At 68.5% G+C, this 21,230-nt stretch carries 27 protein-coding genes and 1 tRNA gene; 23 read left to right on the plus strand and 5 right to left on the minus strand.

Going from position 1 to position 21,230, the window contains the following annotated elements; genetic code table 11:
* Positions 1-25: 25 nt before the first annotated feature.
* Genes ACK4FB_RS12340 through ACK4FB_RS12350 form a run of 3 tightly spaced genes read right to left on the minus strand, consistent with a single transcriptional unit; the run spans position 26 to position 1,886 of the window.
* Positions 26-451, minus strand: a complete 426-nt coding sequence (locus ACK4FB_RS12340) for a flagellar basal-body protein FlbY (protein WP_409752630.1) — start codon at positions 449-451, stop codon at positions 26-28.
* Positions 448-774, minus strand: coding sequence for a rod-binding protein (locus ACK4FB_RS12345; protein ID WP_409752633.1), 327 nt, complete (start codon positions 772-774; stop codon positions 448-450). Before ACK4FB_RS12345 ends, ACK4FB_RS12340 begins: the two co-directional genes overlap by 4 nt.
* A gap of 8 nt (positions 775-782) precedes the next feature.
* Positions 783-1,886: a flagellar basal body P-ring protein FlgI gene (locus tag ACK4FB_RS12350; RefSeq protein WP_409752711.1), complete on the minus strand. Its 1,104-nt coding sequence runs from the start codon at positions 1,884-1,886 to the stop codon at positions 783-785.
* Between the two features lie 198 nt (positions 1,887-2,084).
* Between ACK4FB_RS12350 and ACK4FB_RS12355 the strand changes: the two genes are divergently transcribed.
* From ACK4FB_RS12355 to gltX, 4 genes are all read left to right on the plus strand, one after another.
* The gene (locus tag ACK4FB_RS12355) at positions 2,085-2,507 is read left to right on the plus strand and encodes a flagellar assembly protein FliX (protein WP_409752635.1); all 423 of its coding nucleotides are present in this window, start codon (positions 2,085-2,087) and stop codon (positions 2,505-2,507) included.
* Between the two features lie 162 nt (positions 2,508-2,669).
* Positions 2,670-3,101, plus strand: a complete 432-nt coding sequence (gene dksA, locus ACK4FB_RS12360; RefSeq protein WP_409752638.1) for an RNA polymerase-binding protein DksA — start codon at positions 2,670-2,672, stop codon at positions 3,099-3,101.
* A gap of 1 nt (position 3,102) precedes the next feature.
* Positions 3,103-3,954 carry an alpha/beta hydrolase gene (locus tag ACK4FB_RS12365; RefSeq protein ID WP_409752641.1) on the plus strand — a complete coding sequence of 284 codons (852 nt, stop codon included), beginning with the start codon at positions 3,103-3,105 and terminating at the stop codon, positions 3,952-3,954.
* A gap of 53 nt (positions 3,955-4,007) precedes the next feature.
* The gene (gene gltX, locus ACK4FB_RS12370) at positions 4,008-5,342 is read left to right on the plus strand and encodes a glutamate--tRNA ligase (protein WP_409752644.1); all 1,335 of its coding nucleotides are present in this window, start codon (positions 4,008-4,010) and stop codon (positions 5,340-5,342) included.
* 49 nt (positions 5,343-5,391) lie between these two features.
* Here the strand turns inward: gltX and ACK4FB_RS12375 are convergent, their stop codons facing one another.
* Both ACK4FB_RS12375 and ACK4FB_RS12380 read right to left on the minus strand, forming a co-directional pair.
* Positions 5,392-5,694 (minus strand): CC_3452 family protein, encoded by a 303-nt coding sequence (locus ACK4FB_RS12375; RefSeq protein WP_409752646.1) that lies wholly within the window; start codon positions 5,692-5,694, stop codon positions 5,392-5,394.
* Positions 5,695-5,821: 127 nt separating this feature from the next.
* Positions 5,822-6,427: a TIGR00730 family Rossman fold protein gene (locus ACK4FB_RS12380; protein WP_409752649.1), complete on the minus strand. Its 606-nt coding sequence runs from the start codon at positions 6,425-6,427 to the stop codon at positions 5,822-5,824.
* Between the two features lie 80 nt (positions 6,428-6,507).
* On the opposite strand from ACK4FB_RS12380, the gene ACK4FB_RS12385 reads away from it, so the two are divergent.
* The 19 genes from ACK4FB_RS12385 to ACK4FB_RS12475 form a co-directional block, all read left to right on the plus strand.
* Positions 6,508-7,287 (plus strand): Ig-like domain-containing protein, encoded by a 780-nt coding sequence (locus ACK4FB_RS12385; RefSeq protein ID WP_409752651.1) that lies wholly within the window; start codon positions 6,508-6,510, stop codon positions 7,285-7,287.
* A gap of 85 nt (positions 7,288-7,372) precedes the next feature.
* Positions 7,373-7,447: transfer RNA gene (locus ACK4FB_RS12390), tRNA-Asn, on the plus strand.
* Positions 7,448-7,849: 402 nt separating this feature from the next.
* Positions 7,850-8,644, plus strand: coding sequence for a TrmH family RNA methyltransferase (locus ACK4FB_RS12395; RefSeq protein WP_409752653.1), 795 nt, complete (start codon positions 7,850-7,852; stop codon positions 8,642-8,644).
* A gap of 119 nt (positions 8,645-8,763) precedes the next feature.
* Positions 8,764-9,771, plus strand: a complete 1,008-nt coding sequence (gene gap / locus ACK4FB_RS12400; RefSeq protein WP_409752656.1) for a type I glyceraldehyde-3-phosphate dehydrogenase — start codon at positions 8,764-8,766, stop codon at positions 9,769-9,771.
* The gene (locus ACK4FB_RS12405) at positions 9,771-10,070 is read left to right on the plus strand and encodes a hypothetical protein (RefSeq protein WP_409752659.1); all 300 of its coding nucleotides are present in this window, start codon (positions 9,771-9,773) and stop codon (positions 10,068-10,070) included. The genes gap and ACK4FB_RS12405 overlap by 1 nt, the downstream gene beginning before the upstream one ends.
* A 2-nt stretch (positions 10,071-10,072) precedes the next feature.
* A complete protein-coding gene (locus tag ACK4FB_RS12410) occupies positions 10,073-11,275 on the plus strand; it encodes a phosphoglycerate kinase (protein ID WP_409752662.1) in 1,203 nt (400 codons plus the stop codon).
* Positions 11,276-11,322: 47 nt separating this feature from the next.
* Positions 11,323-12,006 (plus strand): MgtC/SapB family protein, encoded by a 684-nt coding sequence (locus tag ACK4FB_RS12415; RefSeq protein WP_409752665.1) that lies wholly within the window; start codon positions 11,323-11,325, stop codon positions 12,004-12,006.
* A gap of 63 nt (positions 12,007-12,069) precedes the next feature.
* Positions 12,070-12,570, plus strand: coding sequence for a crossover junction endodeoxyribonuclease RuvC (ruvC, locus tag ACK4FB_RS12420; protein ID WP_409752669.1), 501 nt, complete (start codon positions 12,070-12,072; stop codon positions 12,568-12,570).
* Positions 12,567-13,184: a Holliday junction branch migration protein RuvA gene (gene ruvA / locus ACK4FB_RS12425; RefSeq protein ID WP_409752672.1), complete on the plus strand. Its 618-nt coding sequence runs from the start codon at positions 12,567-12,569 to the stop codon at positions 13,182-13,184. The genes ruvC and ruvA overlap by 4 nt, the downstream gene beginning before the upstream one ends.
* Complete coding sequence (ruvB, locus tag ACK4FB_RS12430) at positions 13,181-14,224, plus strand: Holliday junction branch migration DNA helicase RuvB (protein WP_409752675.1); 1,044 nt, start codon at positions 13,181-13,183, stop codon at positions 14,222-14,224. The genes ruvA and ruvB overlap by 4 nt, the downstream gene beginning before the upstream one ends.
* Positions 14,221-15,069, plus strand: coding sequence for an FtsW/RodA/SpoVE family cell cycle protein (locus ACK4FB_RS12435; protein ID WP_409752678.1), 849 nt, complete (start codon positions 14,221-14,223; stop codon positions 15,067-15,069). Before ruvB ends, ACK4FB_RS12435 begins: the two co-directional genes overlap by 4 nt.
* Positions 15,066-15,518, plus strand: a complete 453-nt coding sequence (gene ybgC / locus ACK4FB_RS12440; protein ID WP_409752681.1) for a tol-pal system-associated acyl-CoA thioesterase — start codon at positions 15,066-15,068, stop codon at positions 15,516-15,518. Before ACK4FB_RS12435 ends, ybgC begins: the two co-directional genes overlap by 4 nt.
* Positions 15,519-15,711: 193 nt before the next feature.
* Positions 15,712-16,461: a protein TolQ gene (gene tolQ, locus ACK4FB_RS12445; RefSeq protein ID WP_409752684.1), complete on the plus strand. Its 750-nt coding sequence runs from the start codon at positions 15,712-15,714 to the stop codon at positions 16,459-16,461.
* A gap of 3 nt (positions 16,462-16,464) precedes the next feature.
* A complete protein-coding gene (locus tag ACK4FB_RS12450; RefSeq protein WP_409752686.1) occupies positions 16,465-16,947 on the plus strand; it encodes an ExbD/TolR family protein in 483 nt (160 codons plus the stop codon).
* A 3-nt stretch (positions 16,948-16,950) separates the two neighbouring features.
* Complete coding sequence (locus ACK4FB_RS12455; RefSeq protein ID WP_409752689.1) at positions 16,951-17,754, plus strand: hypothetical protein; 804 nt, start codon at positions 16,951-16,953, stop codon at positions 17,752-17,754.
* A gap of 131 nt (positions 17,755-17,885) precedes the next feature.
* Positions 17,886-19,253 carry a Tol-Pal system beta propeller repeat protein TolB gene (tolB, locus tag ACK4FB_RS12460; RefSeq protein ID WP_409752691.1) on the plus strand — a complete coding sequence of 456 codons (1,368 nt, stop codon included), beginning with the start codon at positions 17,886-17,888 and terminating at the stop codon, positions 19,251-19,253.
* 173 nt (positions 19,254-19,426) lie between these two features.
* Positions 19,427-19,987: a peptidoglycan-associated lipoprotein Pal gene (gene pal, locus ACK4FB_RS12465; RefSeq protein ID WP_409752694.1), complete on the plus strand. Its 561-nt coding sequence runs from the start codon at positions 19,427-19,429 to the stop codon at positions 19,985-19,987.
* A gap of 119 nt (positions 19,988-20,106) precedes the next feature.
* Complete coding sequence (locus tag ACK4FB_RS12470) at positions 20,107-20,982, plus strand: tol-pal system protein (RefSeq protein WP_409752697.1); 876 nt, start codon at positions 20,107-20,109, stop codon at positions 20,980-20,982.
* On the plus strand, positions 20,970-21,230 hold a 261-nt coding region (locus ACK4FB_RS12475), incomplete at its 3' end, for an ATP-binding protein (protein ID WP_409752699.1). The genes ACK4FB_RS12470 and ACK4FB_RS12475, both read left to right, overlap by 13 nt.

A 21,230-nucleotide genomic window follows, 5' to 3' on the forward strand; every position in this document is an offset into this window, starting at 1 on the left:
CGCGAATCCAGCTGAATTGGCGTCGCTAGGCTTTGCGGTTCAGGGTCACGGCGCGGCCGTCCACTGCGGCCGCCTGACCGCCCGCGCCATAGCCCGTGCCCTGGGCCCGTGCGGCGGCCACCTCCTGGGCGATGGCCTGGACCAAGCCCTCGGTGATGGTCTTTGCGGCTTCAAGCGCGCGATTGTGACGGGCCAGAACGGCCTCGAAAGCCTGGGTCGCGGCGATCAGGGCGTCGCGCTCTGCGGCAGGCAGGCCCTGCAGCAGGCCGCGATCCGCCTTCACCCGAGCCGTCTCGCGACGATAGATGTTGGCCAGCTCCTGGGTTTCGGCCACCCCGGCGGCCACGTCCTGGGGGCGACGCGCCTCGAAACATCGCGTTTCTTCGGCCAGACGTTCGGTCAGGCGTTCGGTCAGGGCGGTCAGGTGGGTGGCGTGTTCGGCGGGGGTCATGCGGCGTCTCCTTCGCTGGGTCCGGTGGATCGTCCGGACTGCATGCGGATCATCTCGGCCATGACCTGGTCGGCCAGGCCGATTCCGCCCGAGCGGCTGATCTGCTTGCCCATTTCGTCGATCAGGAAGCCGCGCCAGGTCTCTTCTGCGTGGCCTCCGCCGAACGGTGCCTCGGTGGACAGGCCCTCGAACATGGGCCGCAGCATCTGGGCCAGGAAGGTGGCCTCGAAATCCTGAGCCGTCTGGCGGATGCGGGCTGTGTCGGCGCCGGACAGGGTCGTCAGCCCGGGGGCGCCGCGCAGCAGGTCGACGGAAGGAGCCATGGGGGTCATCACATCACCTCGATTTCGGCCTGCAGGGCGCCCGCCGCGCGGATGGCCTGCAGGATGGAGATCATGTCCCGCGGGCTGACCCCAAGAGCGTTCAGCCCGTTGACCAGGGTGGACAGGGAGGTGTCCCCGCCCACGATGCGCATCTGGCGGCCGCGCTCCTCCTCAATGGTCACCTCGGTGTCGGGCAGGACCACCGTCTGACCATCGCTGAACGGCGCCGGTTGGCTGGCGAAGGGGCGCTCCTGGATGGAGACGGTCAGGTTGCCCTGGGCGATGGCCACGGTGGAGACGCGCACCGCGTCGCCCATCACGATCACCCCGTTGACCTCGTCGATGATGACTCGGGCGGGCGTGTCCACATTGACGGGCAGGTTCTCGATGCGGCTGATGAAGCCGGCGGCGCCCAGCTGGGGCGGCGGGCGCAGGGTGATGACCGCCCCGTTGTCGGCGAAGGCCGTGCCTGGATAGGCCAGGTTGATGGCCTGGGCCACGCGCTGGGCGGTGGTGAAATCCGGGTTGCGCAGGTTCAGCCGTAGCTCGCTCATGGAAGCCAGGGAGAAGCCGGTCTCCAGCTCGACGCTGGCGCCCCCTGCGATTCGCCCCGACGTGGGCACGCCGCGTGTGACCGACGAGCCTGACGCGCCGCCGGCGGACACCGAGCCGGTCTGCACCGTGCCCTGCGCTACCGCATAGACCTGACCGTCCGCGCCCTGGAGGCTGGTGACCAGCAGGGTGCCGCCCAGCAGGCTCTTGGCGTCGCCCATGGCCGAGACATTGATGTCGATGCGCGAGCCAGCCGTGGCGAACGACGGCAGGTCTGCGGTGACCATGACCGCAGCGATGTTCTTGGTGTTGGCGTTGGCATCCCGGATGTTGACGCCCAGCCGTTCCATCATCGCTTCCAGCGACTGGCGCGTCATGGGCGAGTTACGCAGGGAGTCGCCGGTGCCGTTCAGGCCCACCACCAGGCCGTAGCCCACCAGCTGGTTGGTGCGCACGCCCTCGACAGAGGCGATGTCCTTGATGCGGGACTGGGCCAGGGCGGGCGCGCTCCAGCCGACGGCCACGGCGGCGAAGGCGGCGATTGCGAAGCGGGCGATCATGCGCATGGGTGAATTCCGATACTGTTCGCCCAGCGCGATGCCAGATGTGTGCCACTGAAAAGCGGAGTAAAAACAGGGAGCGCAGAGGCGGAACTTTCACCCGCCGGGCAAATGCTGCCGGGCCGTTAACCAAACAGTGACGCGAACCCCTTGATGGTGCCCCCCATATTCCCGCGCCATGTTCAGGAGCGCCGATTCATGAAGGTCACTGGTCCGTCGGGCACGACCTCGACCCCATCCAGCCGCACGTCCCGCGCTTCCGGCGGCGCGTTCAGCCTGCCTTCCGGCGGCGTGTCCGGCGCGGGGGCCGCGTCCGCCGCGTCCGCTGCCGGCGGCGTGGCCGGGGTCTCGGCCCTGATGGCGCTGCAGGGGGTCGAGGACGCCACTGAACGGCGCCGCCGGGCCATGCGCCGGGGCGGCGGGCTGCTGGACAGGCTGGACGAACTGAAGCTGATGATGCTGGCCGGTCAGGACGGCGTGGGCGTGCTGAACACCTTGGCCCGCGCGGTGCGCGAGGAGCGCCCCGACAGCGCCGATCCTGGCCTGAACGCGCTGCTGGATCAGATCGATCTGCGCGCCGCCGTCGAGCTGGCCAAGGCGGACATGCGCCGCAACGCCTGAAATACCGCCAGTATTCAGGTATTTCCCTGATGAAGCGGTGAATTTCGCCCGGTTGATGAATTTTCCATCACGGATGCGAGAACGCCGTTGCGGCGACTCGTCGCGGGCCATATACGTCCACTCGCTTCGCAGGGGGGCGCTCGGAGCGAGCGTGAGTTTGTGATGACCGCAACCGCGACCATGACCGCCGAACAGTCGGCGTATCGTCCATCGGACGACGAGCCGTTCATGAATGAACGGCAACTGGCCTATTTCAAGCATAAGCTGCTGGACTGGAAGGACGATATCCTTCGCGAGTCCAAGGGCACTGTGGTGAACCTGAAGGCCGAAACCGAGAACCATCCCGATCTGGTGGATCGGGCGTCTTCGGAATCCGACCGGGCGCTGGAGCTGCGCACCCGCGACCGCCAGCGCAAGCTGATCTCCAAGATCGACGAGGCCCTGCGCCGGATCGAGGACGGCTCCTACGGCTATTGCGAGGAGACGGGCGAGCCCATCGGCCTCGGCCGTCTGGAAGCCCGCCCCACGGCGACCCTGAGCGTCGAGGCCCAGGAGCGTCACGAGCGCCGCGAGCGCGTTCACCGGGACGACTGACATGCGCGCGCCGGGGCTGATCGCTGTCCTGGCTGTTTTGATTCTGTCGCTGACGGGCGTCGCCGTGCCTGCCCAGACACCGGGTGAGGCTGTCACGCCGCTGGATCACCTGTCCGCCCTGCGCGGCGACTATTTCCGCATCGATTCCGAGGCGACCGGGCGGCCCTATCACATCTATGTCCGCTATCCCGAGGGCTACGACCCGGCGGCGGACGTGACCTGGCCGACCGTCTATCTGACCGACGGGGATTCCCTGTTTCCGATCCTGGCCGCCAATCACCTGTTCCTGCACTACGACGAACAACTGCCCGAGGCGCTGGTGGTGGGCATCGCCTATGGCGGGTTCGATCCGTCGGTGAACCGGCGCAACATTGACTTCCAGTCTCCCGGCGACGGCGTGGAACAGGCGGGGGCCGAGGCGTTCCAGCGGTTCCTGACATCCGAGCTGATCCCTCGCATCGAGGCGGATTACCGCTCGAATCCGCAGCGCCGCGTGCTGTTCGGCCAGTCGCGCGGCGGCGCCTTCGTGCTCTACTCCGCCGTCACAGACCCCGACCTGTTCTGGGGCCGCATCGCCAGCAATCCCTCGATCACGCCCGGGATCGAGTCCCTGCTGGAGCCCGCCGCCGAGGCGACGCGCGCCGATCTCGGCGTTGTGGTGACCAGCGGCACGCGCGACCGTCCCGACCTTCAGGCCGAGGCCGTTCAGTGGCTCGCGCACTGGGAACGCCAGTCCGTACGCCCGTGGCGTCTGCACCTGGTCCGCATCGAGGGCGGCACTCACGCCGCCAACGCCCCGGACGCTTACCGGGCGGGGATGCTGTGGCTGTTCGGGCGGGACGACGCGCCTTGACTTCCGCCCCCCGCTGACCGACCTGTGCGCCTTCTCTGCAAGGTCTGAATTCCATGTCCGTCAAGGTTCGTTTCGCGCCGTCCCCCACGGGACGCCTGCACGTGGGCAACGTGCGCACCGCTCTGGTCAACTGGCTGTTCGCCAAGGGGCAGGGCGGCGCCTTCGTGCTGCGCATCGACGACACGGACCTGGAGCGGTCCACCAAGGAATTCGAGACCGGCATCGAGACCGACCTGCAGTGGCTCGGCCTGACCTGGGACGAACGCTACAACCAGTCCGAACGCTTCGACCGCTACGAGGAGGCCGCCGCGCGGCTGAAGGCAGCGGGGCGTCTGTACCCCTGCTACGAAACCTCCGACGAACTGGACCGCCGCCGCAAGGTGCAGCTGTCGCGCGGCCTGCCGCCCATCTACGACCGCGCCGCGCTGGAGCTGTCCGACGCGGACAAGGCGAAGCTGGAGGCCGAGGGCCGTCGCCCGCACTGGCGCTTCAGGCTGGAGGGCAAGCGCGTGGCCTGGGAGGATCTGGCCCGGGGCCACGCCGAGGTGGACACCGCCTCCATGTCCGACCCGGTGCTGATCCGCGAGGACGGCCTGTTCCTCTACACCCTGCCGTCGGTGGTGGACGACATCGACATGAAGATCACCCACGTGATCAGGGGCGAGGACCATGTCACCAACACCGGCGCCCAGATCGAGATATTCGAGGCGCTGGGGGCCGACGCCCCCGGCTTCGCCCACATGCCGCTGCTGGTGGGCGCCGACGGCGCGGCCCTGTCCAAGCGGCTGGGGTCGCTGTCCATCGCCGACATGCGCGACCAGGGCTATGAGCCCATCGCCATCACCAGCCACCTGGGCCGCATCGGCACCTCCGACCCGTTGGAGGTCGCGGATTCTGTAGAGGCTCTGGGCCAGTCCTTCGCCTTCTCCAAGATGGGCCGATCGCCGGCGCGCTATGACACCGCCGACCTTGACCGTCTGAACGCCCAGGCACTGCATGGCATTGCCTATGACGACGCCCGCGCCCGCCTGGTCGCCATGGACTGTGATCTGGGAGAAGGCTTCTGGGACGCCGTGCGCCCGAACCTGGGCAAGTTCGCCGATGTGAAGGATTTCGCCCGGCTCGTGAACGGCCCGGTGACGCCGATCATCGCCGACCCGGCCTTCGCGGCGGCGGCGCTTGAGCTTCTGCCCGCCGAGATCGGTCCCGACAGCTGGAGCGCCTGGACCGGCGCCGTGAAGGAAAAGACGGGCGCCAAGGGCAAGGCCCTGTTCATGCCCCTGCGTCAGGCCGTGACCGGCATGGACCACGGCCCCGACATGGCCGCCCTGCTGCCCCTGATCGACCGCGACCGCATCGTGCGGCGGCTGCAGGGCGAGACGGCTTAAACAAAAATCCGCTCATCCCGGCGAAAGCCGGGACGAGCGGAAATTATAGTCAGCGCGCCGAGGCGTTGCAGGCGGCAATTTCCTGTTCGTTCAGGGCCTGGCCCTTCCAGGTGAAGGCGGTCACGGCGCCGAGGCGGGCCACGACACGGCGGCAGGCGCGGTCGGCGGGCTGTTCGCGGCCGCCGAAGGCCGTGCAGGCGCCGGTTTCGTCGCAGGTCCAGCCGGCGCCGTCGATGATGACGCGGCCCGAGGGCGCGGACGCGGCGTCCGCCAGGGTCAGGCTGGTGGCGGGCGTCTGGGCGGCGGCGGGGACGGCCAGGGCGAGGGCGGCAATGGCGATAAGAACGCGCATGGGGAGGACTCCGATAATGCCGGGGCGCGGACGGCCCCATGGCGTCATGTGTCAGTTTTTAATGAAAACTGTCAAGGCGGGTCTGCAAACGCAACCCACGCGGCCTGTCGGAATGATCGCTGATAAGTTATCGGGGATCATGACGCAACACGGGCGTCTCATGGGCCCGCTTCAGCGCCGCCATCACCTCATCCACGGTGTTGCAGACTTCCCACGCCTCCAGGAAGGACGCAGGGGTCATGCCCTCGTCCACCGTGTGGCGCACCAGGGCGAACAGGCTCTCCCAGAAACCGCCCTGATTCAGGAAGATCACCGGCTTGTCGTGCAGGTCCAGCCGCTTCCACGACAGGATTTCCACCACCTCCTCCAGCGTTCCGACACCGCCGGGCGCCACCACGAAGGCGTCAGACTCGTCGTACATCAGCTGCTTGCGCTGGTGCATGGAGGGCACCACCAGGGTTTCCACTTCCTCGAACAGCCGCTCCCGGCTTCGCAGGAACAGGGGCATGATTCCCAGAACCTCGCCGCCGGCCTCGTGCGCCGCACGCGCCGAAGCGCCCATCAGACCCACACCGCCGCCGCCGTAAACCAGACGAATGCCTTCGCGAGCCAGCGCCCGGCCCATCTCTGCAGCCCAGATCACGTACTCGGGATCTGCGGAATCGGATGAGCCGCAGAACAGGCAAACGGAACGGACAGGTTTCAAATCGTGGGGAAGGGGGCCTTCGGGCATTGACGTCTCGACAATTGCAGCGACAGGAAGAACACGGCGCGGATGCAGCGACCGGCAGCCATACAGGCGAGGGCGCGAGGATGAAACGACGGATTGCGGTTCGGGATGCGGCCCTTGCGGGGATCATTTCCATGCTGGCTCTCGGCTCCTGCGGAACCGAACCTGACGCGCTCCCGCGCCAATCCCGTGAGATGCAGACCAGCTGGGCCGCCCCTGCCAGGCTGGAGTCGGCTGTATTCAGCACCGATGGCGTTGTCCTGACCGGCGCCGCCGCGCCGGGCGACCGCATTGTTCTGACCGACGTGGCGGGTGTTTCGGTAGCCGCCACCGCCGGGGCGGACGGCGCTTTCAGCCTTCGCCTGCCGCCTTCGGACGGCGTCACTCTGCATCATTCCGAAATCCAGAGTCGCGGCAGCCAGGCGCGTGCGGGCGAATGGCTGGTCATCACGCCGGGTCCGTCGCCCGTCGCCGCCGTGCTGGCTCCAGGCGGCGCTTCTGCGCCGCTCAATCGCGCGAGACTGCTGGCCGCCGTCGACTACGACGGCTCCGGCGTTCTGGTTTCGGGCACAGCACGTCCGGGGCAGACCGTCAGGGTCAGCGTTGATGACGGCCCGCCCCGGACGGCGACGGCGGATCCGACAGGACGTCATGTGGCGCGGTTTCCCGCGATTCCTCCCGGCCCCAGGCGCTTTCGGGTGGAGGCAGGCGATGACAGCCAAGACGTCCTGCTCAACCTCAGCGCGCCTTCGGATGAATTGAGCGCGGCCGTTTCCGGGGTGGCCACGCGGGTGGATTGGCCAACGCCGGGCGGCGGCTTCCAGAGCAGCTGGATGCTGGCGCCGACGCCGGGAGAGGACTGAAGCTCTCCAGGCGCATTTTACCCAGGCATCCGGCTTGCATCGGCCGCGAACACGCTGCTATAGCCGCGCCTCCCGAGTGAACTGTTCCGCGGTAGCTCAGTGGTAGAGCAGCCGACTGTTAATCGGCTGGTCGTAGGTTCGAATCCTACCCGCGGAGCCATTCGCCCTTTCGGGCTTCACGACATGCTCACGATCCGTTCACGCGCTTGCGTTCGGGAGGGCCCTTTTCCCGGCGCTCCGCAGGATCATATTGCGCTGGGGCGGCATGCGGCCGCTGGTGTCATGAACGAGCTTTCCGATGGGCGGACGTGTTCTGCTTTTCATCCACCGCCACTTCTTCACCACCCTGGGGGTCGTGGCGGCGGCGACGCTCGTGCTGGCGGTCAGGCTCTAGCCTCGGCTCCGGTCGCCGCCAGTCGGGCGGCGTTGGCCAAGCCCCTTGTCGGACTCAAGAAAAAACCCGGCGGTGAGGCCGGGCGTAGTAAGTTCGGTGATGGTGGGTGTCTCCGAAAGCGTGAAGACGCTTCCTCCTTCGGGCGATTTGGTTAATGCGGGGTAAACCATGACGCCCATCCCGATTCATGATCCCGACGACGCCCGCGTGGCGGACTATCGCCAGATCCGCGAGCGCGACCTGACCGGGCGTCGGGGTCTGTTTGTGGCCGAGGGAGCGGTGGTGCTGAACGTGCTGGCCTCGCCCCAGTCCCGCTGCGGCGCCGTGTCGGCCCTGATCGCCGAACAGCGGGTCCAGACCCTCCGGCCGGTTCTCGAACGCCTGAACGCGCCGGTCTATGCAGCGGGGCAGGGGGTGATGGACGCGGTGGCGGGCTTTCCGATCCACCGGGGCATCCTGGCTTTGGGCGAGAAGCCCGCTGAACCCGACCCTGCCGATCTGCTGAACGCTGCGCCCGATGACGCTGTGGTGGTGGCAGTCTGCGGGGTGGGCAATCACGACAACATGGGGGGCATCTTCCGCAACGCGGCGGCCTTCGGCGCCCATGGCGTGCTGCTGGACGCGCACTGCTGTGACCCGCTGTATCGCAAGGCCATCCGGGTCTCGGTGGGGGCCGCCCTGCGCACGCCCTTCGTGACCGGCCTCGACCCGCTGGTCATGCTCGATGCGCTGGAGGCGGCGGGTTTCTCCCTGCTGGCGCTGAGCCCGTCGGGCGACCAGCCCCTGTCGGAGGTTCGCCCCGGCGGCCGGGCGGCCCTGATCCTGGGCGCCGAGGGGCCGGGGCTGGCGCCCGCCGTCATGGCCCGCTGCCGCACCGTGGCCATCCCCATGGCGGGCGGCTTCGACTCCCTCAATGTGGCCGCCACCAGCGCCGTGGCCCTGCACCAGATGCGATTCGGCTGAGACGCGTCACTCACGCTTGCCCAACGTGACCGTCCCAACCCTTGAATCCTTGGCCCGTCGGCGTCACTAAGACGCCAACAAAAATCGCCGTCAGGCCCCTTCAGGAGAGGTTCCATCCCATGACCGTTCGCGTCGCCATCAATGGTTTCGGTCGTATCGGCCGTCTGGTCCTGCGCTCCATCGTCGAGCACGGGCGCCGCGACATCGAGGTGGTGGCGATCAACGATCTGGGCCCGGTGGCCACCAACGCCCACCTGCTGAAGTACGACTCGGTCCATGGCCGCTTCCCCGGACCGGTGGAGTCCGGCGACGACTGGATCGACGTGGGCACGGGCAAGATCAAGGTCACCGCCGAGCGTGACCCGGCCAACCTGCCGCACAAGGACCTGAACGTGGACATCGCGTTCGAGTGCACCGGCCTGTTCACCTCGAAGGAAAAGGCCGGCGCCCACCTGAAGGCCGGCGCCAAGCGGGTGCTGATCTCGGCCCCCGGCGACGGCGCGGACAAGACCATCGTCTACAAGGTCAATCACGAGACCCTGACGGCCGACGACATCATCGTCTCCAACGGGTCGTGCACCACCAACGCCCTGGCGCCGGTGGCCAAGGTGCTGAACGACCTGTTCGGCATCGAGCGCGGCTACATGACCACGATCCACAGCTACACCGGCGATCAGCCGACGCTGGATACCATGCACAAGGATCTGTACCGCGGCCGGGCCGCGGCCCTGTCCATGATCCCGACGTCCACTGGCGCGGCCAAGGCCCTGGGTCTGGTGCTGCCCGAGCTGAAGGGCAAGCTGGACGGCTCGTCCATCCGCGTGCCCACCCCCAACGTCTCGGTGGTGGACCTGAAGGTGGTCGCCGGCCGCGACGTGACGGTCGAGGAGGTCAACGCGGCGCTGCAGGCCGCCGCCGCCGGCGCCATGAAGGGCGTGCTGTTCACCACCACCGACCCGGTGGTCTCCAGCGACATGAACCACATCGCCGCGTCCTCCACCGCCGCCCTGCCGCAGACCCAGGTGGTCGACGGCGCGCTGGTGCGCGTCCTCAGCTGGTACGACAACGAGTGGGGCTTCGCCACGCGCATGAGCGACACGGCGCTGGCGATGAGCAAGCTGATCTGATGAAGCCGGGGGCGGATATCCTCCTCAGGCTGTCCGCCCAGCATGCCCTGCTCGGCGCTGTGACCCCGAACCTGAGATCGTTCTCGGTCGAGATGAATGGTGGAACAGTCACCTGTCAGGCTGTTTTTGAAAAAGCGCCTGCGGCCGAAGAGATCGATCTGGTCCAGTCTGCGGGCACTGAAATCATAGCTGATTTCGTGGACGCGAAGATCGACGAGCGGTTCATCGTCTGCGGCGATCAGGCCATGCCCAAGGCTCTTACCTATCTGATTTATCAGCGGCATGAGCCGCAGGACTGACCATGACCTCCTTCCGCACCCTCTCCGACCTCACCGACCTGTCCGGCCAGACCGCTCTGGTCCGTGTGGACTTCAATGTCCCCATGGAGGGCGGGACGGTCAGCGATGACACCCGCCTGCGCGCCGCCCTGCCCACTATCAATGCGCTGCGGGATCTGGGCGCCAAGGTGGTGCTGATGGCCCACTTCGGACGGCCCAGGGGCCAGCCGAATCCCGAGATGAGCCTGAGGCCTGTGGTGGAGCCGCTGGAGCTGCTGCTGAGCGCCCCCGTCTGGTTCGCCGAGGACTGCATCGGCGACGCGCCCCGCGCGGTGATCGCCGACGACCTGGCGCCCGGCGGCGTCGCCCTGCTGGAGAACGTGCGCTTCCACGCGGGCGAGGAGGCCAACGACCCCGCCTTCGCCGCCGAACTGGCGAAGCTGGGCGACCTCTATGTGAACGACGCCTTCTCCGCCGCGCACCGCGCCCACGCCTCCACCGAAGGCCTCGCGCGCCTGCTGCCCGCCTACGCCGGCGAGTCCATGCGCCGCGAGCTGGACGCGCTGGACAAGGCGCTGGGGACCCCGGTCAAGCCGGTGCTGGGCATCGTCGGCGGGGCCAAGGTTTCGTCCAAGCTGGACCTGCTCAAGAATCTGGTGGCCCAGCTGGACCACCTGGCCATCGGCGGCGGCATGGCCAACACCTTCCTGTTCGCGCAGGGCGTCGATATCGGCGGCTCCCTCTGTGAAAAGGACATGGCCGACACCGCCCGCGAGATTATCGAGGAAGCCCGCCGTCAGGGCTGCGAGCTGCTGCTGCCCGTGGACGTGGTTGTGGCCAAGGCGGTCAAGCCGGGGGTGGAGTCCGGCGTCCGCGCCCTGGACCGCATCGCCGCCGACGACCTGATCCTGGACGCCGGGCCGGAGACCGTCGCCCGGCTCAAGCGCGCCATGGACCTGTCGAAGACCCTGATCTGGAACGGCCCGCTGGGCGTGTTCGAGGTGCCGCCCTTCGACAAGGCCACGGTGGAGGCCGCGCGCCACGCCGCCGGGCTGGCCAGGGCCGGAAAGATCACCGCCGTGGCGGGCGGGGGCGACACGGTGTCGGCCCTGAACCACGCGGGTGTGGTGGAAGACATGACCTTCGTCTCCACCGCCGGCGGCGCCTTCCTGGAATGGATGGAAGGCAAGCCCCTGCCGGGCGTCGAGGCCCTGCGCGCCCGATAGGGGGAGGGCGGAGCGAACCGTTCCGCTTCCCGCCGCGTTGAGCGGTCATGCTCGATGACCTGATGCAATACGCCGGTCCCATCCTCGGCGCCCTGATCGCCGGGGCCATGATCGGGTTCGAGCGGGAGTATCGCGGCCGTCCGGCGGGTTTCCGCACCCATATCCTGGTCAGCCTGTCCTCGGCCCTGCTGATGCTGGCGGCGGTGCATCAGGCGGAGTGGACCTTCGACCTGACGGACGACGTCAATCTGGTCATGGACCCCACCCGCATGGCCCATGGCATCCTGACGGGCATCGGCTTCCTGTGCGCCGGAGTCATCTTCCGCACCGGCTTCTCCATCCACGGCCTGACCACGGCGGCGTCCCTGTGGATCACCTCGGCCATCGGCATCCTGTTCGGCGTGGGCATGTTCACCCTGGGCGCCCTGGCCACGGTGGTGACCGCCATCATCCTGATCGTGCTGCGTGTGGTGTCCAGGGGCCTGCCCCAGAACACGGTGGTGGATGTGGAGGTCTGCTGGGCCGCCGACGCGGCCCCCGCCGAGGCGGTCGAGGCGATCCTGTCCGATCAGGGCGGCGGCCTGAAGCGCACCGGCTATACCCGCGACGGCGATCAGGTGCGCCGCCTCTATCGTCTGCGCGCCAGCGAAACGCGGCTCGCGGCGCTGGGCGACCGGCTGGGCGGCGTGCCGGGCGTCACCGGCTTCCGTCTCGACCCCAGAGACGACTGAGCAAAGACGACTGACGGCGCTGGTCATTGTCCGGTAACCCTCTTTGGGGCATGACTGGAACGAATGACGAACAGCGCGATTCGAGTCCTCGGCCTGGACCCCGGCCTGCGACGCACCGGATGGGGCGTCATCGCCTGCGAGGGCGCGCGCCTGTCGTGGGTGGCCCACGGCGTGGTGGCCCCGCCCGAGACCGCGCCTTTCTCCGAACGGCTGCTGCATCTGCTGGAGGCTGTCGGCGCCGTATGTGCCGAGCACCGCTGTGACGAGGCGGCGATCGAGGAGGTATTCGTCAACATGAACCCGTCATCGACGCTGAAGCTGGGCCACGCCCGCGCCGCCGTCATGCTGGGCCCGGCCCGCTGCGGCCTGTCGGTGGCCGAATACGCCCCCAACCAGATCAAGAAGGCCGTGGTCGGCGCGGGCCATGCCGACAAGACCCAGATCGCCTTCATGATCCGCCGTCTGCTCCCCGCCGCCGGGGATGTGAAGGCCGACGCCGCCGACGCCCTGGCCGTCGCCATCACCCACGCCCACCTGCGCCGCGTCCGGACGCTGGCCGCATGATCGGGCGGCTGAGGGGAACCCTGGTCGAGACCGGCGAGCACGACTGCCTGATCGACTGCGCCGGGGTCGGCTATGTGGCCAGCTGCGGCGCGCGCACCCTGCAGCGCCTGCCTGCGCCCGGCGACGAAGCCATCCTGCATGTCGAAACCCAGTGGAGTCAGGAGAACGGCCCGCGCCTGTACGGCTTCCTGACCCGGGACGAGCGCCGCGCCTTCACCACCCTTCTGGCCATCCAGGGCGTGGGGCCCAAGGCGGCGCTGGCGGTGCTGGACGTGCTGCCCCCGGGCGAGCTGGCCGCCGCCGTGGCCCGCGAGGACAAGGCCGCCGTGGCCCGCGCCAACGGGGTCGGCCCCAAGCTGGCCCTGCGCATCGTCACCGAATTGAAGGGCAAGCCGCTGGGCGACGTGACCTTCGCCCCCTCCGCGCCCGGCGTTCACAGCGCGCCGTCGGCCCCGGTCCCCTCCATCACGGGCGAGGCGGTCTCGGCTCTGCTGGGTCTGGGCGTGGCCGAGGTCAACGCCCGCCGCGCCGTGGATCACGCGGTCATCAAGCTGGGCGACGACGCCGACCTGTCCGCCGTCATCCGCGCCGCCTTGCAGGAGCTGGGGCGATGACCGACGACCGCGTCATCTCCCCCGAGCCCGTCCCCGGCGAAGCGCACGACCGCGCCCTGCGGCCCCAGACCCTGTCCGAATTCGTCGGTCAGGAGCAGGCCAAGGGCAATCTGAAGGTCTTCATCGACGCCGCGCGCGGCCGGGCCGAGTCTCTGGATCACGTGCTGCTGTTCGGTCCTCCGGGACTGGGCAAGACCACCCTGGCCCAGATCGTCGCGCGCGAGCTAGGCGTCGGCTTCCGCGCCACCTCCGGACCGATCCTGGCCAAGGCGGGCGATCTGGCGGCGATCCTGACGAACCTCGAGCCGCGCGACGTCCTGTTCATCGACGAGATCCACCGCCTGAACCCGGCGGTGGAGGAAATCCTCTATCCGGCCATGGAGGATCATGTGCTGGATCTGATCATCGGCGAGGGACCCTCGGCGCGCAGCGTGCGCATCGATCTGGCGCCCTTCACCCTGGTCGGCGCCACCACCCGTGCGGGCCTGCTGGCCACGCCCCTGCGGGACCGGTTCGGCATTCCGCTGCGGCTGGAGTTCTACACCCCGGCCGAACTGGTCCGGGTCATCACCGGGGCGGCTCGCAAGATGGGGGCGCCCATCGACGACGAGGGCGCGCTGGAGATCGCCAGCCGCGCGCGCGGCACACCCCGGGTGGCCGGCCGCCTTCTGCGCCGGGTGCGCGATTTCGCCGAGGCCGAGGGCTCCCCCGTCATCGACCGCCTCGCCGCCGCCCGCGCACTGGCGCGGCTGGAGGTGGACGAGGCCGGGCTGGATTCGCTGGATCGCCGCTTCCTCAGGGCCCTGATCGAGAACTACGGCGGCGGCCCCGTCGGCATGGACACCCTCGCCGCCGCCCTGGCCGAGGCTCGCGACGCGGTGGAAGACGTGATCGAGCCCTATCTCTTGCAGCAGGGCTTCATCCAGCGCACCCCGCGCGGCCGCATGGCCTGCGCCAAGGCCTACGCCCATCTGGGCCTGACCGAGCCCCCCAAACATGAAAATGTCGCGCCGGAACAGGGCGGGCTGTTCGGGAAATGACCCTCACGCGCGACCGATGGACCATCTGGACTGCGGCGGGCGTTGCGGTTCTGCTCGGCCTGGCGGTGCAGCACCAGTTGGGCGCGCCGGCGTCCGGGCTGATGGTTCAGGTGGCGGGCGCCGGCCTGGGCGCCCTCCTGCTTATCCTGCTCGGTCAAGTTCATCCGCCCCGCCGCGAGTCTGTTGCAGCGATTGGACTGGCTGTCTTGCTGGTCGTGGTAGCCTTGCCCTTGGCGTCGGGCCCCGAACTGGCCGGCGCCCGACGATGGGTGCTGCTGGGGCCTGTGGCCGTTCAGCCGTCGATGGTTCTGCTGCCGGTGGTGGTCTGGCTGGCGGCCGTTGGCCGACCGGACTGGGTCAGTAGCCTGCTCGTTCTGGCTGTCGGGAGTGTTCTGGCGCTGCAGTTTGACGCCGCCGCCCTTACCGGTCTGGCGGTGGCATGGGCGGCCTTGCATGCCCGTTTCGGGCCCCGCGTCGGGATTCATGTGTGGGCGGTGGGGCTGGGACTGATCCTGCTGACGGTCTGGGCGTGGATCCGGCCCGACGCCTTGCCGTCGGTGGCCTGGGTGGAGCAGGTCTTGCCCAATGCCTGGGGCCACGGGCTCGGGACCGGCCTCATGGCCACTGTCGCCACCGGTCTTGTCATGGCGCCGCTGATCTTGCTGGCGCGGCGCGGGGAGCGGGTGGCCCTGAGTCTCGCCGGTTTTTACCTCGGCCTTGTGAGCGCGGCCCTGCTCGGCAATTATCCCTTGCCGGTCGTGGGCCTGGGCGCCTCGCTCGTGGCGGGATGGCTCATCGCCCTCGGACTGGCGCGTGCGTCAAACCCTGAGCCTTCCGTCCCATGACTGATCTCCCCACCGCCGGCCGCTTCGAGGGCCGCGAGCATATCCTGCCCGTGCGGGTCTATTACGAGGACACTGATTTCACCGGCCTCGTCTATCACGCCAACTATGTGCGCTATTTCGAGCGGGGTCGGTCCGACTTCCTGCGGCTGGCGGGTGTCGGCCACGCCGACCTGCTGGCGGGCGAGACGCCCCTGGCCTTCGTCATCACCAGCATGGCCCTGCGATTTCTCAAGGCTGCGCGCATCGACGACGCCCTGATCGTGCGCACGACCTATGACAGCCTGCGCGGGCCGCGCCTGACCATTCGCCAGACCATCGAGCGGGGCGGGGAGGTGCTGTGCCGGGCCGAGGTGGAGGCCGCGGTCATCGATCTGGCCGGCCGCCCCCGCCGCGCGCCCGCCAGACTGGTCGCGGCGGTCACGCCCTGGCTGAAGCCGGATTCGCCCTGACATTTTCGTGTTCGGAGGACTTCGGGCCCTGACGATGAATGACGCCACGGCCGCATCACCCTAGAGATCGGCGGAAACACTGATTCCCGTTAACCCTTGCGCCTTGAAATCGTCACCTCGTGCGGATGGATAGGCCTGAACCTTGCAAGGGACGGGAGCCAACCGCCCGCCCACGCCGCCCAGGGATTTAAAGATGGTCGAAGCCGCCCCTCACGCCGCCTCCATGCTCGATCCGATCGCGCTTTTCCTCATGGCCGACTGGGTCGTGAAGACCGTGATGATCGGTTTGCTCGTCGCCTCCCTGTGGTCCTGGGCCGTGATCCTGGACAAGGCGTTCAAATTCGCCGCCCTGAACCGTCAGGCCAATGCCTTCGAGAATGACCTGAACTCTGGCCGCTCGCTTGAGGACATGGCCAACCAGGCCGGGCCTAATCCGACCCATCCCCTGCCGCGCATGCTGGTTCTGGCCATGACCGAATGGCGCACTTCGCGGGGGCAGGCCTTGACGGACCATCAGGGCGCCATGCTGGTGTCGCGCATCGACCGCAGCCTGGACTCGGTCATCGCCCGCGAGAGCCAGAAGGTGGAGGAGGGCCTGGGCGTGCTGTCGGTGGTGGCCACCTCGTCGCCCTTCATCGGCCTGTTCGGCACGGTGTGGGGCATCATGAACGCCTTCTCGGCCATCGCAGCCCTGGGCAACACCAACCTGACCACGGTGGCCCCTGCCATCGCCGAGGCCCTGTTCGCCACCGCCCTGGGTCTGGCCGCCGCCATTCCTGCCTACATGGCCTACAACAAGTTCTCCATCGACGCTGGCAAGTTCACCGGACGTCTGGAGAGCTTCGCGGACGATCTTCAGGCCGCTGTGGCTCGCCGTCTGGGCGGGGCGCCGGTCGCCCCGCCGCCGCCGCCGTCCGACTTCACCCTCAATCGGGGACGCTGAGCCATGGCTCTGGGGTCCGGTCCCGGTGCGAGCGGCCACGTGCGTGGCCGACGCCGCGCCAAGAAGCGTCCGCTCAGCGAGATCAACGTCACGCCGCTGGTGGACGTGATGCTGGTGCTGCTGATCATCTTCATGATCTCGGCGCCGCTGCTGACCGTCGGGGTGCCGCTGGAGCTGCCCCGCACCGACGCCACGGCCATTTCCACGGACAATGAGCCCATCAGCGTCTCGGTCGAGCGGTCGGGCGCCATCTATGTGGATCAGGATCCGGCCACGCTGGATCAACTGGGGCCGCGGGTGGCCGCCATCGCCGGGGCGGGCGTCACGGACCGGCCCATCTTCGTTCGGGCCGACGGCGCGGCGTCCTATGAAGCGGTGGCCCGTGTCATGGCGCGGCTGTCCGCCTCGGGCTTCAGCAAGATCAACCTCGTGACGGATACGGTTCCCACCGGCGCGATCTCCGCCCCCGTGGAAAGCGAAGGCTGAGCCATGCGTCGTCCCGGCATCGCCACGATCGGCTCGGTCGGGTTGCACGCGGCCGTGGTGGCGCTCGCCCTGTTTCCATGGCCCCGCAGCGCACCGCCGCCGATGGTGTCTTCGGTGCCGGTCTCCATCATCTCGAGCGAGCAGGTCGCCGCCGCGCCTGCCGACAACCCCTCTGACGAACTGATCGAGGAGGCCGAGGCGGCCCTGGACGATCTGGAGGCCGAGATCCTGCCGGAGGTGGAACCCACGCCGCCGGAGCCCACCCCGCCCCAGCCTGCGCCGCCTCAACCTGCGCCGCCGGAAAAGGCCCCCACGCCCCGGCCCAACCCGACCCCCACGCCGCGCCCCAGTCCCACGCCGCCCGAAAAGGCCCGCCCGGCCCCGACGCCCCGGCCCAGCCAGAACCGGCCGGACCCGGGACTGGACCTGGATTCCCTGTCCCAACCCACCCCGCGCCAGCAGGCCCAGCGGCCGACTGGCCAGTCCGGCGCCGGCCAGGCCCCCCGCGCCACCGGCTCCCAGATCGCGGATCTGGGCGGGCAGGTGACGCGACACTGGATCCTGAATTGTGATGTGGACGGGATGCGTGATCTCTCCATTCCCGTGCGAGTGACGATCACCTCGACAGGCCGCATCAGCGCGGGTCCCACGGTGACCGAGCGCCGGGCGAGCGCCACTTGGCAGACCGCGTCGGAAGCGATGCTGCGGGCCATTCGCGCCGCCGAGCCCTTCGATGTGCCTTCCGGCTTCGAGACCCAGGAGATCAATTTCCGCTTCCGCGCCGATCAGGCCTGCGCCAACAGATGAGGGGAGGGGAGCCGCCCCATGCCCCGCGCGTTTGTGACTTGCGCGCCTGTGGCCAAGCCTGAAAGTCGCCGCAATGCTCCGGCGCCATGCCGAAGCGTCAACCAACCGCCTGCCCGGGGAGATTTCATCTCATGCGACCGAACAAACGCCTCAACGCGCTGATCGCCGGCGTCGCCGCCATCGCCTTGGCGCCCGTGGCCGTCACGCCCGCCATGGCCCAGTCCGGCTCACCCGAGGTGGAGATTACCCAGGGCGTGCTTCGTCCGCTTCAGATCGCCGTGGCGCCGTTCAGCGGTCCCAACGGCGCCGAAATCGCCGGGGTCATCTCCAGCAACCTTCAGCGCTCGGGCTTTTTTGATCCCATCGATCCGAACGCCTTCATCCAGCAGAATCTCAGCTTGGCGAACCAGCCCGACTTTCCGCAATGGACCCGGATCGGCGCACAGGCGGTCCTCTACGGCTCGGCCACGCCGCAGGCTGATGGACGGGTGCAGGTGGGCTTTCGCCTCTATGACCCCTACCGCGAGTGTCAGCTGGTGGGCTTTTCGTTCACCGCGACCCCCGAGAACTGGCGCCGCCTGGCGCACAAGATATCCGACGTGGTTTACCAGCGGCTGACCGGCGAGCAGGGCTATTTCGACACCCGTGTGGTGTTCGTCTCCGAAAGCGGCACGGGCCTGAACCGGTTCAGCCGGCTGGCGGTGATGGATCAGGACGGTTTCAATCCCTTTTTCCTGACCAGCGGGCAGGAGATCATCCTGACGCCGCGCTTTTCGAACAACCCCAATGAAATCACCTATATGGCCTTGGGTGATGACTATTCGCGCATCTACATCATGAACCTGCAGACCGGCCGTCGCGAAAGCATCGGCCAGTTTCCGGGGCAGGTTTTCGCCCCCCGCTTCTCGCCGGACGGCAACCAGATCGCCTTTTCCGTCAGCGTCGGCGGCAACACCGACGTCCATGTCATGGACCTGCGCACGCGCCAGACGCGGCGGCTGACCAGCGACCCCGGCATCGACACATCCCCGTCGTTCAGCCCGGACGGAAACCAGATCGTGTTCGTGTCGGACCGTTCCGGCTCGGCGCGTCTTTACACCATGCGCTCGGACGGCTCCGGGCAACGCCCCATCTCGCGCGGCGGCGGAGCCTACACCGCCCCGTCATGGAGTCCGCGCGGCGATCTGATCGCCTTCACCAAGCAGCAGGGCGGGCGCTTCCACATCGGCGTGATGGATCCCTCCGGCGGTGGCGAACGCATCCTGTCCTCCAGCTATTTTGAGGAAGGCCCGTCCTGGGCGCCCAACGGCCGATACATCATGTTCGCGCGCCAGGCGCCGGGAGGAGGCTCCCGCCTCTGGACCGTGGACGTCACGGGGCGTGTCGTTGGCCAGGCCTCCTATTCAGGCATGGCGGGGGACCCGGCCTGGTCGCCGCTGCTGGACCCGCCGCCCACCAATCTCGGTGTCGGGCAGGCCTCGGACAGCTGCCCGAGTTGATCGTCCTTCCGCTGGGCCGATCGTCTTGATTGGACACGGTTATGTGACAGGCGGAGCAAACCGCTCAACTATGCGTTATCGCCGCTGGTGAAACGCCCCCGCCAAGGCTAGTGGGCTACGGCAAAGGTTTAATCGGCCGCCGCCGCGGCCCGACAACTAAGGAGACGACCCTGATGCAATCCACCCGTTCGATCATCCGCCTGTCCGCCGTGGGCGTCATGGTCGCCGCGATGGCCGCCTGCGCCCCTCGCCAGCAGCCGGAGCCCATCCCCGAGCCCGGTCCCGCCCAGCCCTCGCAACCCGGCCAGCCCGGCGCCCCGACCGGCCCGGTGAACCCGGGAACCCTGCCCGGCGCCGCGACCCCCGGCTCGGTGGGTGACTTCCGCCAGAACATCGGGGACCGCGTTTATTTCGATCTGGACAGCTATTCCATCCGCGCTGACGCCCAGCCGCGCCTGGACGCCCAGGCGCAGTGGCTGAACCGCTATCCGAACGTGCGCATCCGTATTGAAGGCAATGCCGATGAACGCGGCACGCGCGAGTACAACCTTGCCCTGGGCGCCCGCCGCGCCGAGGCTGTCCGCAGTCACCTGGTGAACCGCGGCGTCGCCGCCAACCGCATCGACACCATCTCCTACGGCAAGGAGCGTCCGATCGCCCAGGGCTCTAATGAGCAAGCGTGGGCCGAGAACCGTAACGCTCACACGGCCATCGTTTCCGGCGCTCCCCAGTAAGCGCTTCTGATGGAAAACGGGGGGACCGGCGTTTACGTCGGTCCCCCTTTTCGTTTCACGTTTCGCCCGCCCGGCGCGCGGCCTTGCGCCCGCCGCAAACCGATGGAACCTATTGAGACATGACCCAGCTTCGTCCGTTCACCGTCTCCGCCCTCGCCGCTGCCGCCGCTGCGCCGCTCATGGCCGCCGCGATGGTGCTGGCGCCCGCCCATCCGGTTCAGGCCCAGCAGCAACCTCAGCCGCCGGCGATCGAGTGGACGCCCCGTCGTCTTGACCAGCTCGACCGCAATGTGCGCCGGCTGGAACGCGCAGTGACCCAGCGCAACGCCGCAGGCGCTCCGGTGATCATCGAGACGGATCCGGAGGTGGTGATCCTCCAGGGCGTGGTCTCGGACATGCAGCGACGCCTGGCCGATCTGGAGGCCACCGTGCAGCGCATGAACGGCGATAACGAGCGCCTCACCTTCGCCGTGGACGAGGCCCAGCGGGACAATGCGGCCATGCGACGTCTGCTAACCGATTCCAACAACCGGATCACCGAGCTTGAGGGGCAGCTCCAGGCTGTCTCTGAGGCCAACGCCCCCATTGTGGCGGATTCGCCCACCGGTGATGCGCGCCAGGATTTCGACCGCGCCATTCGCATGGCCAACAGCAACGATGTGCGCGCCCGTCGTGCGCTCGAGGTTTTCGTGATCACCTGGCCCGACGCCGCCCAAGCCCGCGAGGCCAACTATCGCCTGGGCGACCTGCGCACAGGCGACGGCGATCAGGCGGGCGCCGTTCAGGCCTATGCCGCCGCCCTTTCAGGCTGGCCGCGCACGTCCTGGGCCCCGGAAGCCACCATCAAGCTGGCCACCGGCCTCAACGCCACGGAGCGAAACACCCAGGCCTGCGCTGCGGTGCGTGAATTCTTCCAGCGTTACGGCGAGGGCGCGCCCACCACCCTCATCAACCGCGCCCGCCAGATTCGTGAACGGGCGGAGTGCCCGGCCTGATCGACAGCGCCGTCGCCGCGCTCGAGGCGCGGCTGTCGCTGGACACGGATCGCCCCGTCGCCCTCGCCCTGTCGGGCGGGGGAGACTCCATGGCCCTTCTGCACCTGGCGGCCGACTGGTGCGGGCGGCGCGGGCGCCCGCTTCTTGCCCTGACCGTTGATCATCGCCTGCACCCCGACAGCGGCGCATGGACCGCCTTCGCGGGAGAAGCTGCTCGCGCCCTCGGCGCCGACTGGCGGTCTCTGTCA

The organism is Brevundimonas sp., assembly GCF_046299535.1.
GTDB lineage: Bacteria > Pseudomonadota > Alphaproteobacteria > Caulobacterales > Caulobacteraceae > Brevundimonas.

What these genes read in the sequence shown, in the direction of transcription:
- pal (WP_409752694.1), top strand. Translation starts at nt 19,427, where the DNA reads ATGCAATCCACCCGTTCGATCATCCGCCTGTCCGCCGTGGGCGTCATG.
- ACK4FB_RS12340 (WP_409752630.1), bottom strand. Translation starts at nt 451, where the DNA reads ATGACCCCCGCCGAACACGCCACCCACCTGACCGCCCTGACCGAACGC.
- ACK4FB_RS12450 (WP_409752686.1), top strand. Translation starts at nt 16,465, where the DNA reads ATGGCTCTGGGGTCCGGTCCCGGTGCGAGCGGCCACGTGCGTGGCCGA.
- ACK4FB_RS12365 (WP_409752641.1), top strand. Translation starts at nt 3,103, where the DNA reads ATGCGCGCGCCGGGGCTGATCGCTGTCCTGGCTGTTTTGATTCTGTCG.
- ruvC (WP_409752669.1), top strand. Translation starts at nt 12,070, where the DNA reads ATGACGAACAGCGCGATTCGAGTCCTCGGCCTGGACCCCGGCCTGCGA.
- ACK4FB_RS12345 (WP_409752633.1), bottom strand. Translation starts at nt 774, where the DNA reads ATGGCTCCTTCCGTCGACCTGCTGCGCGGCGCCCCCGGGCTGACGACC.
- ybgC (WP_409752681.1), top strand. Translation starts at nt 15,066, where the DNA reads ATGACTGATCTCCCCACCGCCGGCCGCTTCGAGGGCCGCGAGCATATC.
- ACK4FB_RS12435 (WP_409752678.1), top strand. Translation starts at nt 14,221, where the DNA reads ATGACCCTCACGCGCGACCGATGGACCATCTGGACTGCGGCGGGCGTT.
- ACK4FB_RS12350 (WP_409752711.1), bottom strand. Translation starts at nt 1,886, where the DNA reads ATGATCGCCCGCTTCGCAATCGCCGCCTTCGCCGCCGTGGCCGTCGGC.
- gap (WP_409752656.1), top strand. Translation starts at nt 8,764, where the DNA reads ATGACCGTTCGCGTCGCCATCAATGGTTTCGGTCGTATCGGCCGTCTG.
- tolB (WP_409752691.1), top strand. Translation starts at nt 17,886, where the DNA reads ATGCGACCGAACAAACGCCTCAACGCGCTGATCGCCGGCGTCGCCGCC.
- ACK4FB_RS12395 (WP_409752653.1), top strand. Translation starts at nt 7,850, where the DNA reads ATGACGCCCATCCCGATTCATGATCCCGACGACGCCCGCGTGGCGGAC.
- ACK4FB_RS12415 (WP_409752665.1), top strand. Translation starts at nt 11,323, where the DNA reads ATGCTCGATGACCTGATGCAATACGCCGGTCCCATCCTCGGCGCCCTG.
- dksA (WP_409752638.1), top strand. Translation starts at nt 2,670, where the DNA reads ATGACCGCAACCGCGACCATGACCGCCGAACAGTCGGCGTATCGTCCA.
- ACK4FB_RS12455 (WP_409752689.1), top strand. Translation starts at nt 16,951, where the DNA reads ATGCGTCGTCCCGGCATCGCCACGATCGGCTCGGTCGGGTTGCACGCG.
- ruvA (WP_409752672.1), top strand. Translation starts at nt 12,567, where the DNA reads ATGATCGGGCGGCTGAGGGGAACCCTGGTCGAGACCGGCGAGCACGAC.
- ACK4FB_RS12385 (WP_409752651.1), top strand. Translation starts at nt 6,508, where the DNA reads ATGAAACGACGGATTGCGGTTCGGGATGCGGCCCTTGCGGGGATCATT.
- ACK4FB_RS12470 (WP_409752697.1), top strand. Translation starts at nt 20,107, where the DNA reads ATGACCCAGCTTCGTCCGTTCACCGTCTCCGCCCTCGCCGCTGCCGCC.
- ACK4FB_RS12410 (WP_409752662.1), top strand. Translation starts at nt 10,073, where the DNA reads ATGACCTCCTTCCGCACCCTCTCCGACCTCACCGACCTGTCCGGCCAG.
- ruvB (WP_409752675.1), top strand. Translation starts at nt 13,181, where the DNA reads ATGACCGACGACCGCGTCATCTCCCCCGAGCCCGTCCCCGGCGAAGCG.
- ACK4FB_RS12380 (WP_409752649.1), bottom strand. Translation starts at nt 6,427, where the DNA reads ATGCCCGAAGGCCCCCTTCCCCACGATTTGAAACCTGTCCGTTCCGTT.
- tolQ (WP_409752684.1), top strand. Translation starts at nt 15,712, where the DNA reads ATGGTCGAAGCCGCCCCTCACGCCGCCTCCATGCTCGATCCGATCGCG.
- ACK4FB_RS12355 (WP_409752635.1), top strand. Translation starts at nt 2,085, where the DNA reads ATGAAGGTCACTGGTCCGTCGGGCACGACCTCGACCCCATCCAGCCGC.
- gltX (WP_409752644.1), top strand. Translation starts at nt 4,008, where the DNA reads ATGTCCGTCAAGGTTCGTTTCGCGCCGTCCCCCACGGGACGCCTGCAC.
- ACK4FB_RS12405 (WP_409752659.1), top strand. Translation starts at nt 9,771, where the DNA reads ATGAAGCCGGGGGCGGATATCCTCCTCAGGCTGTCCGCCCAGCATGCC.
- ACK4FB_RS12375 (WP_409752646.1), bottom strand. Translation starts at nt 5,694, where the DNA reads ATGCGCGTTCTTATCGCCATTGCCGCCCTCGCCCTGGCCGTCCCCGCC.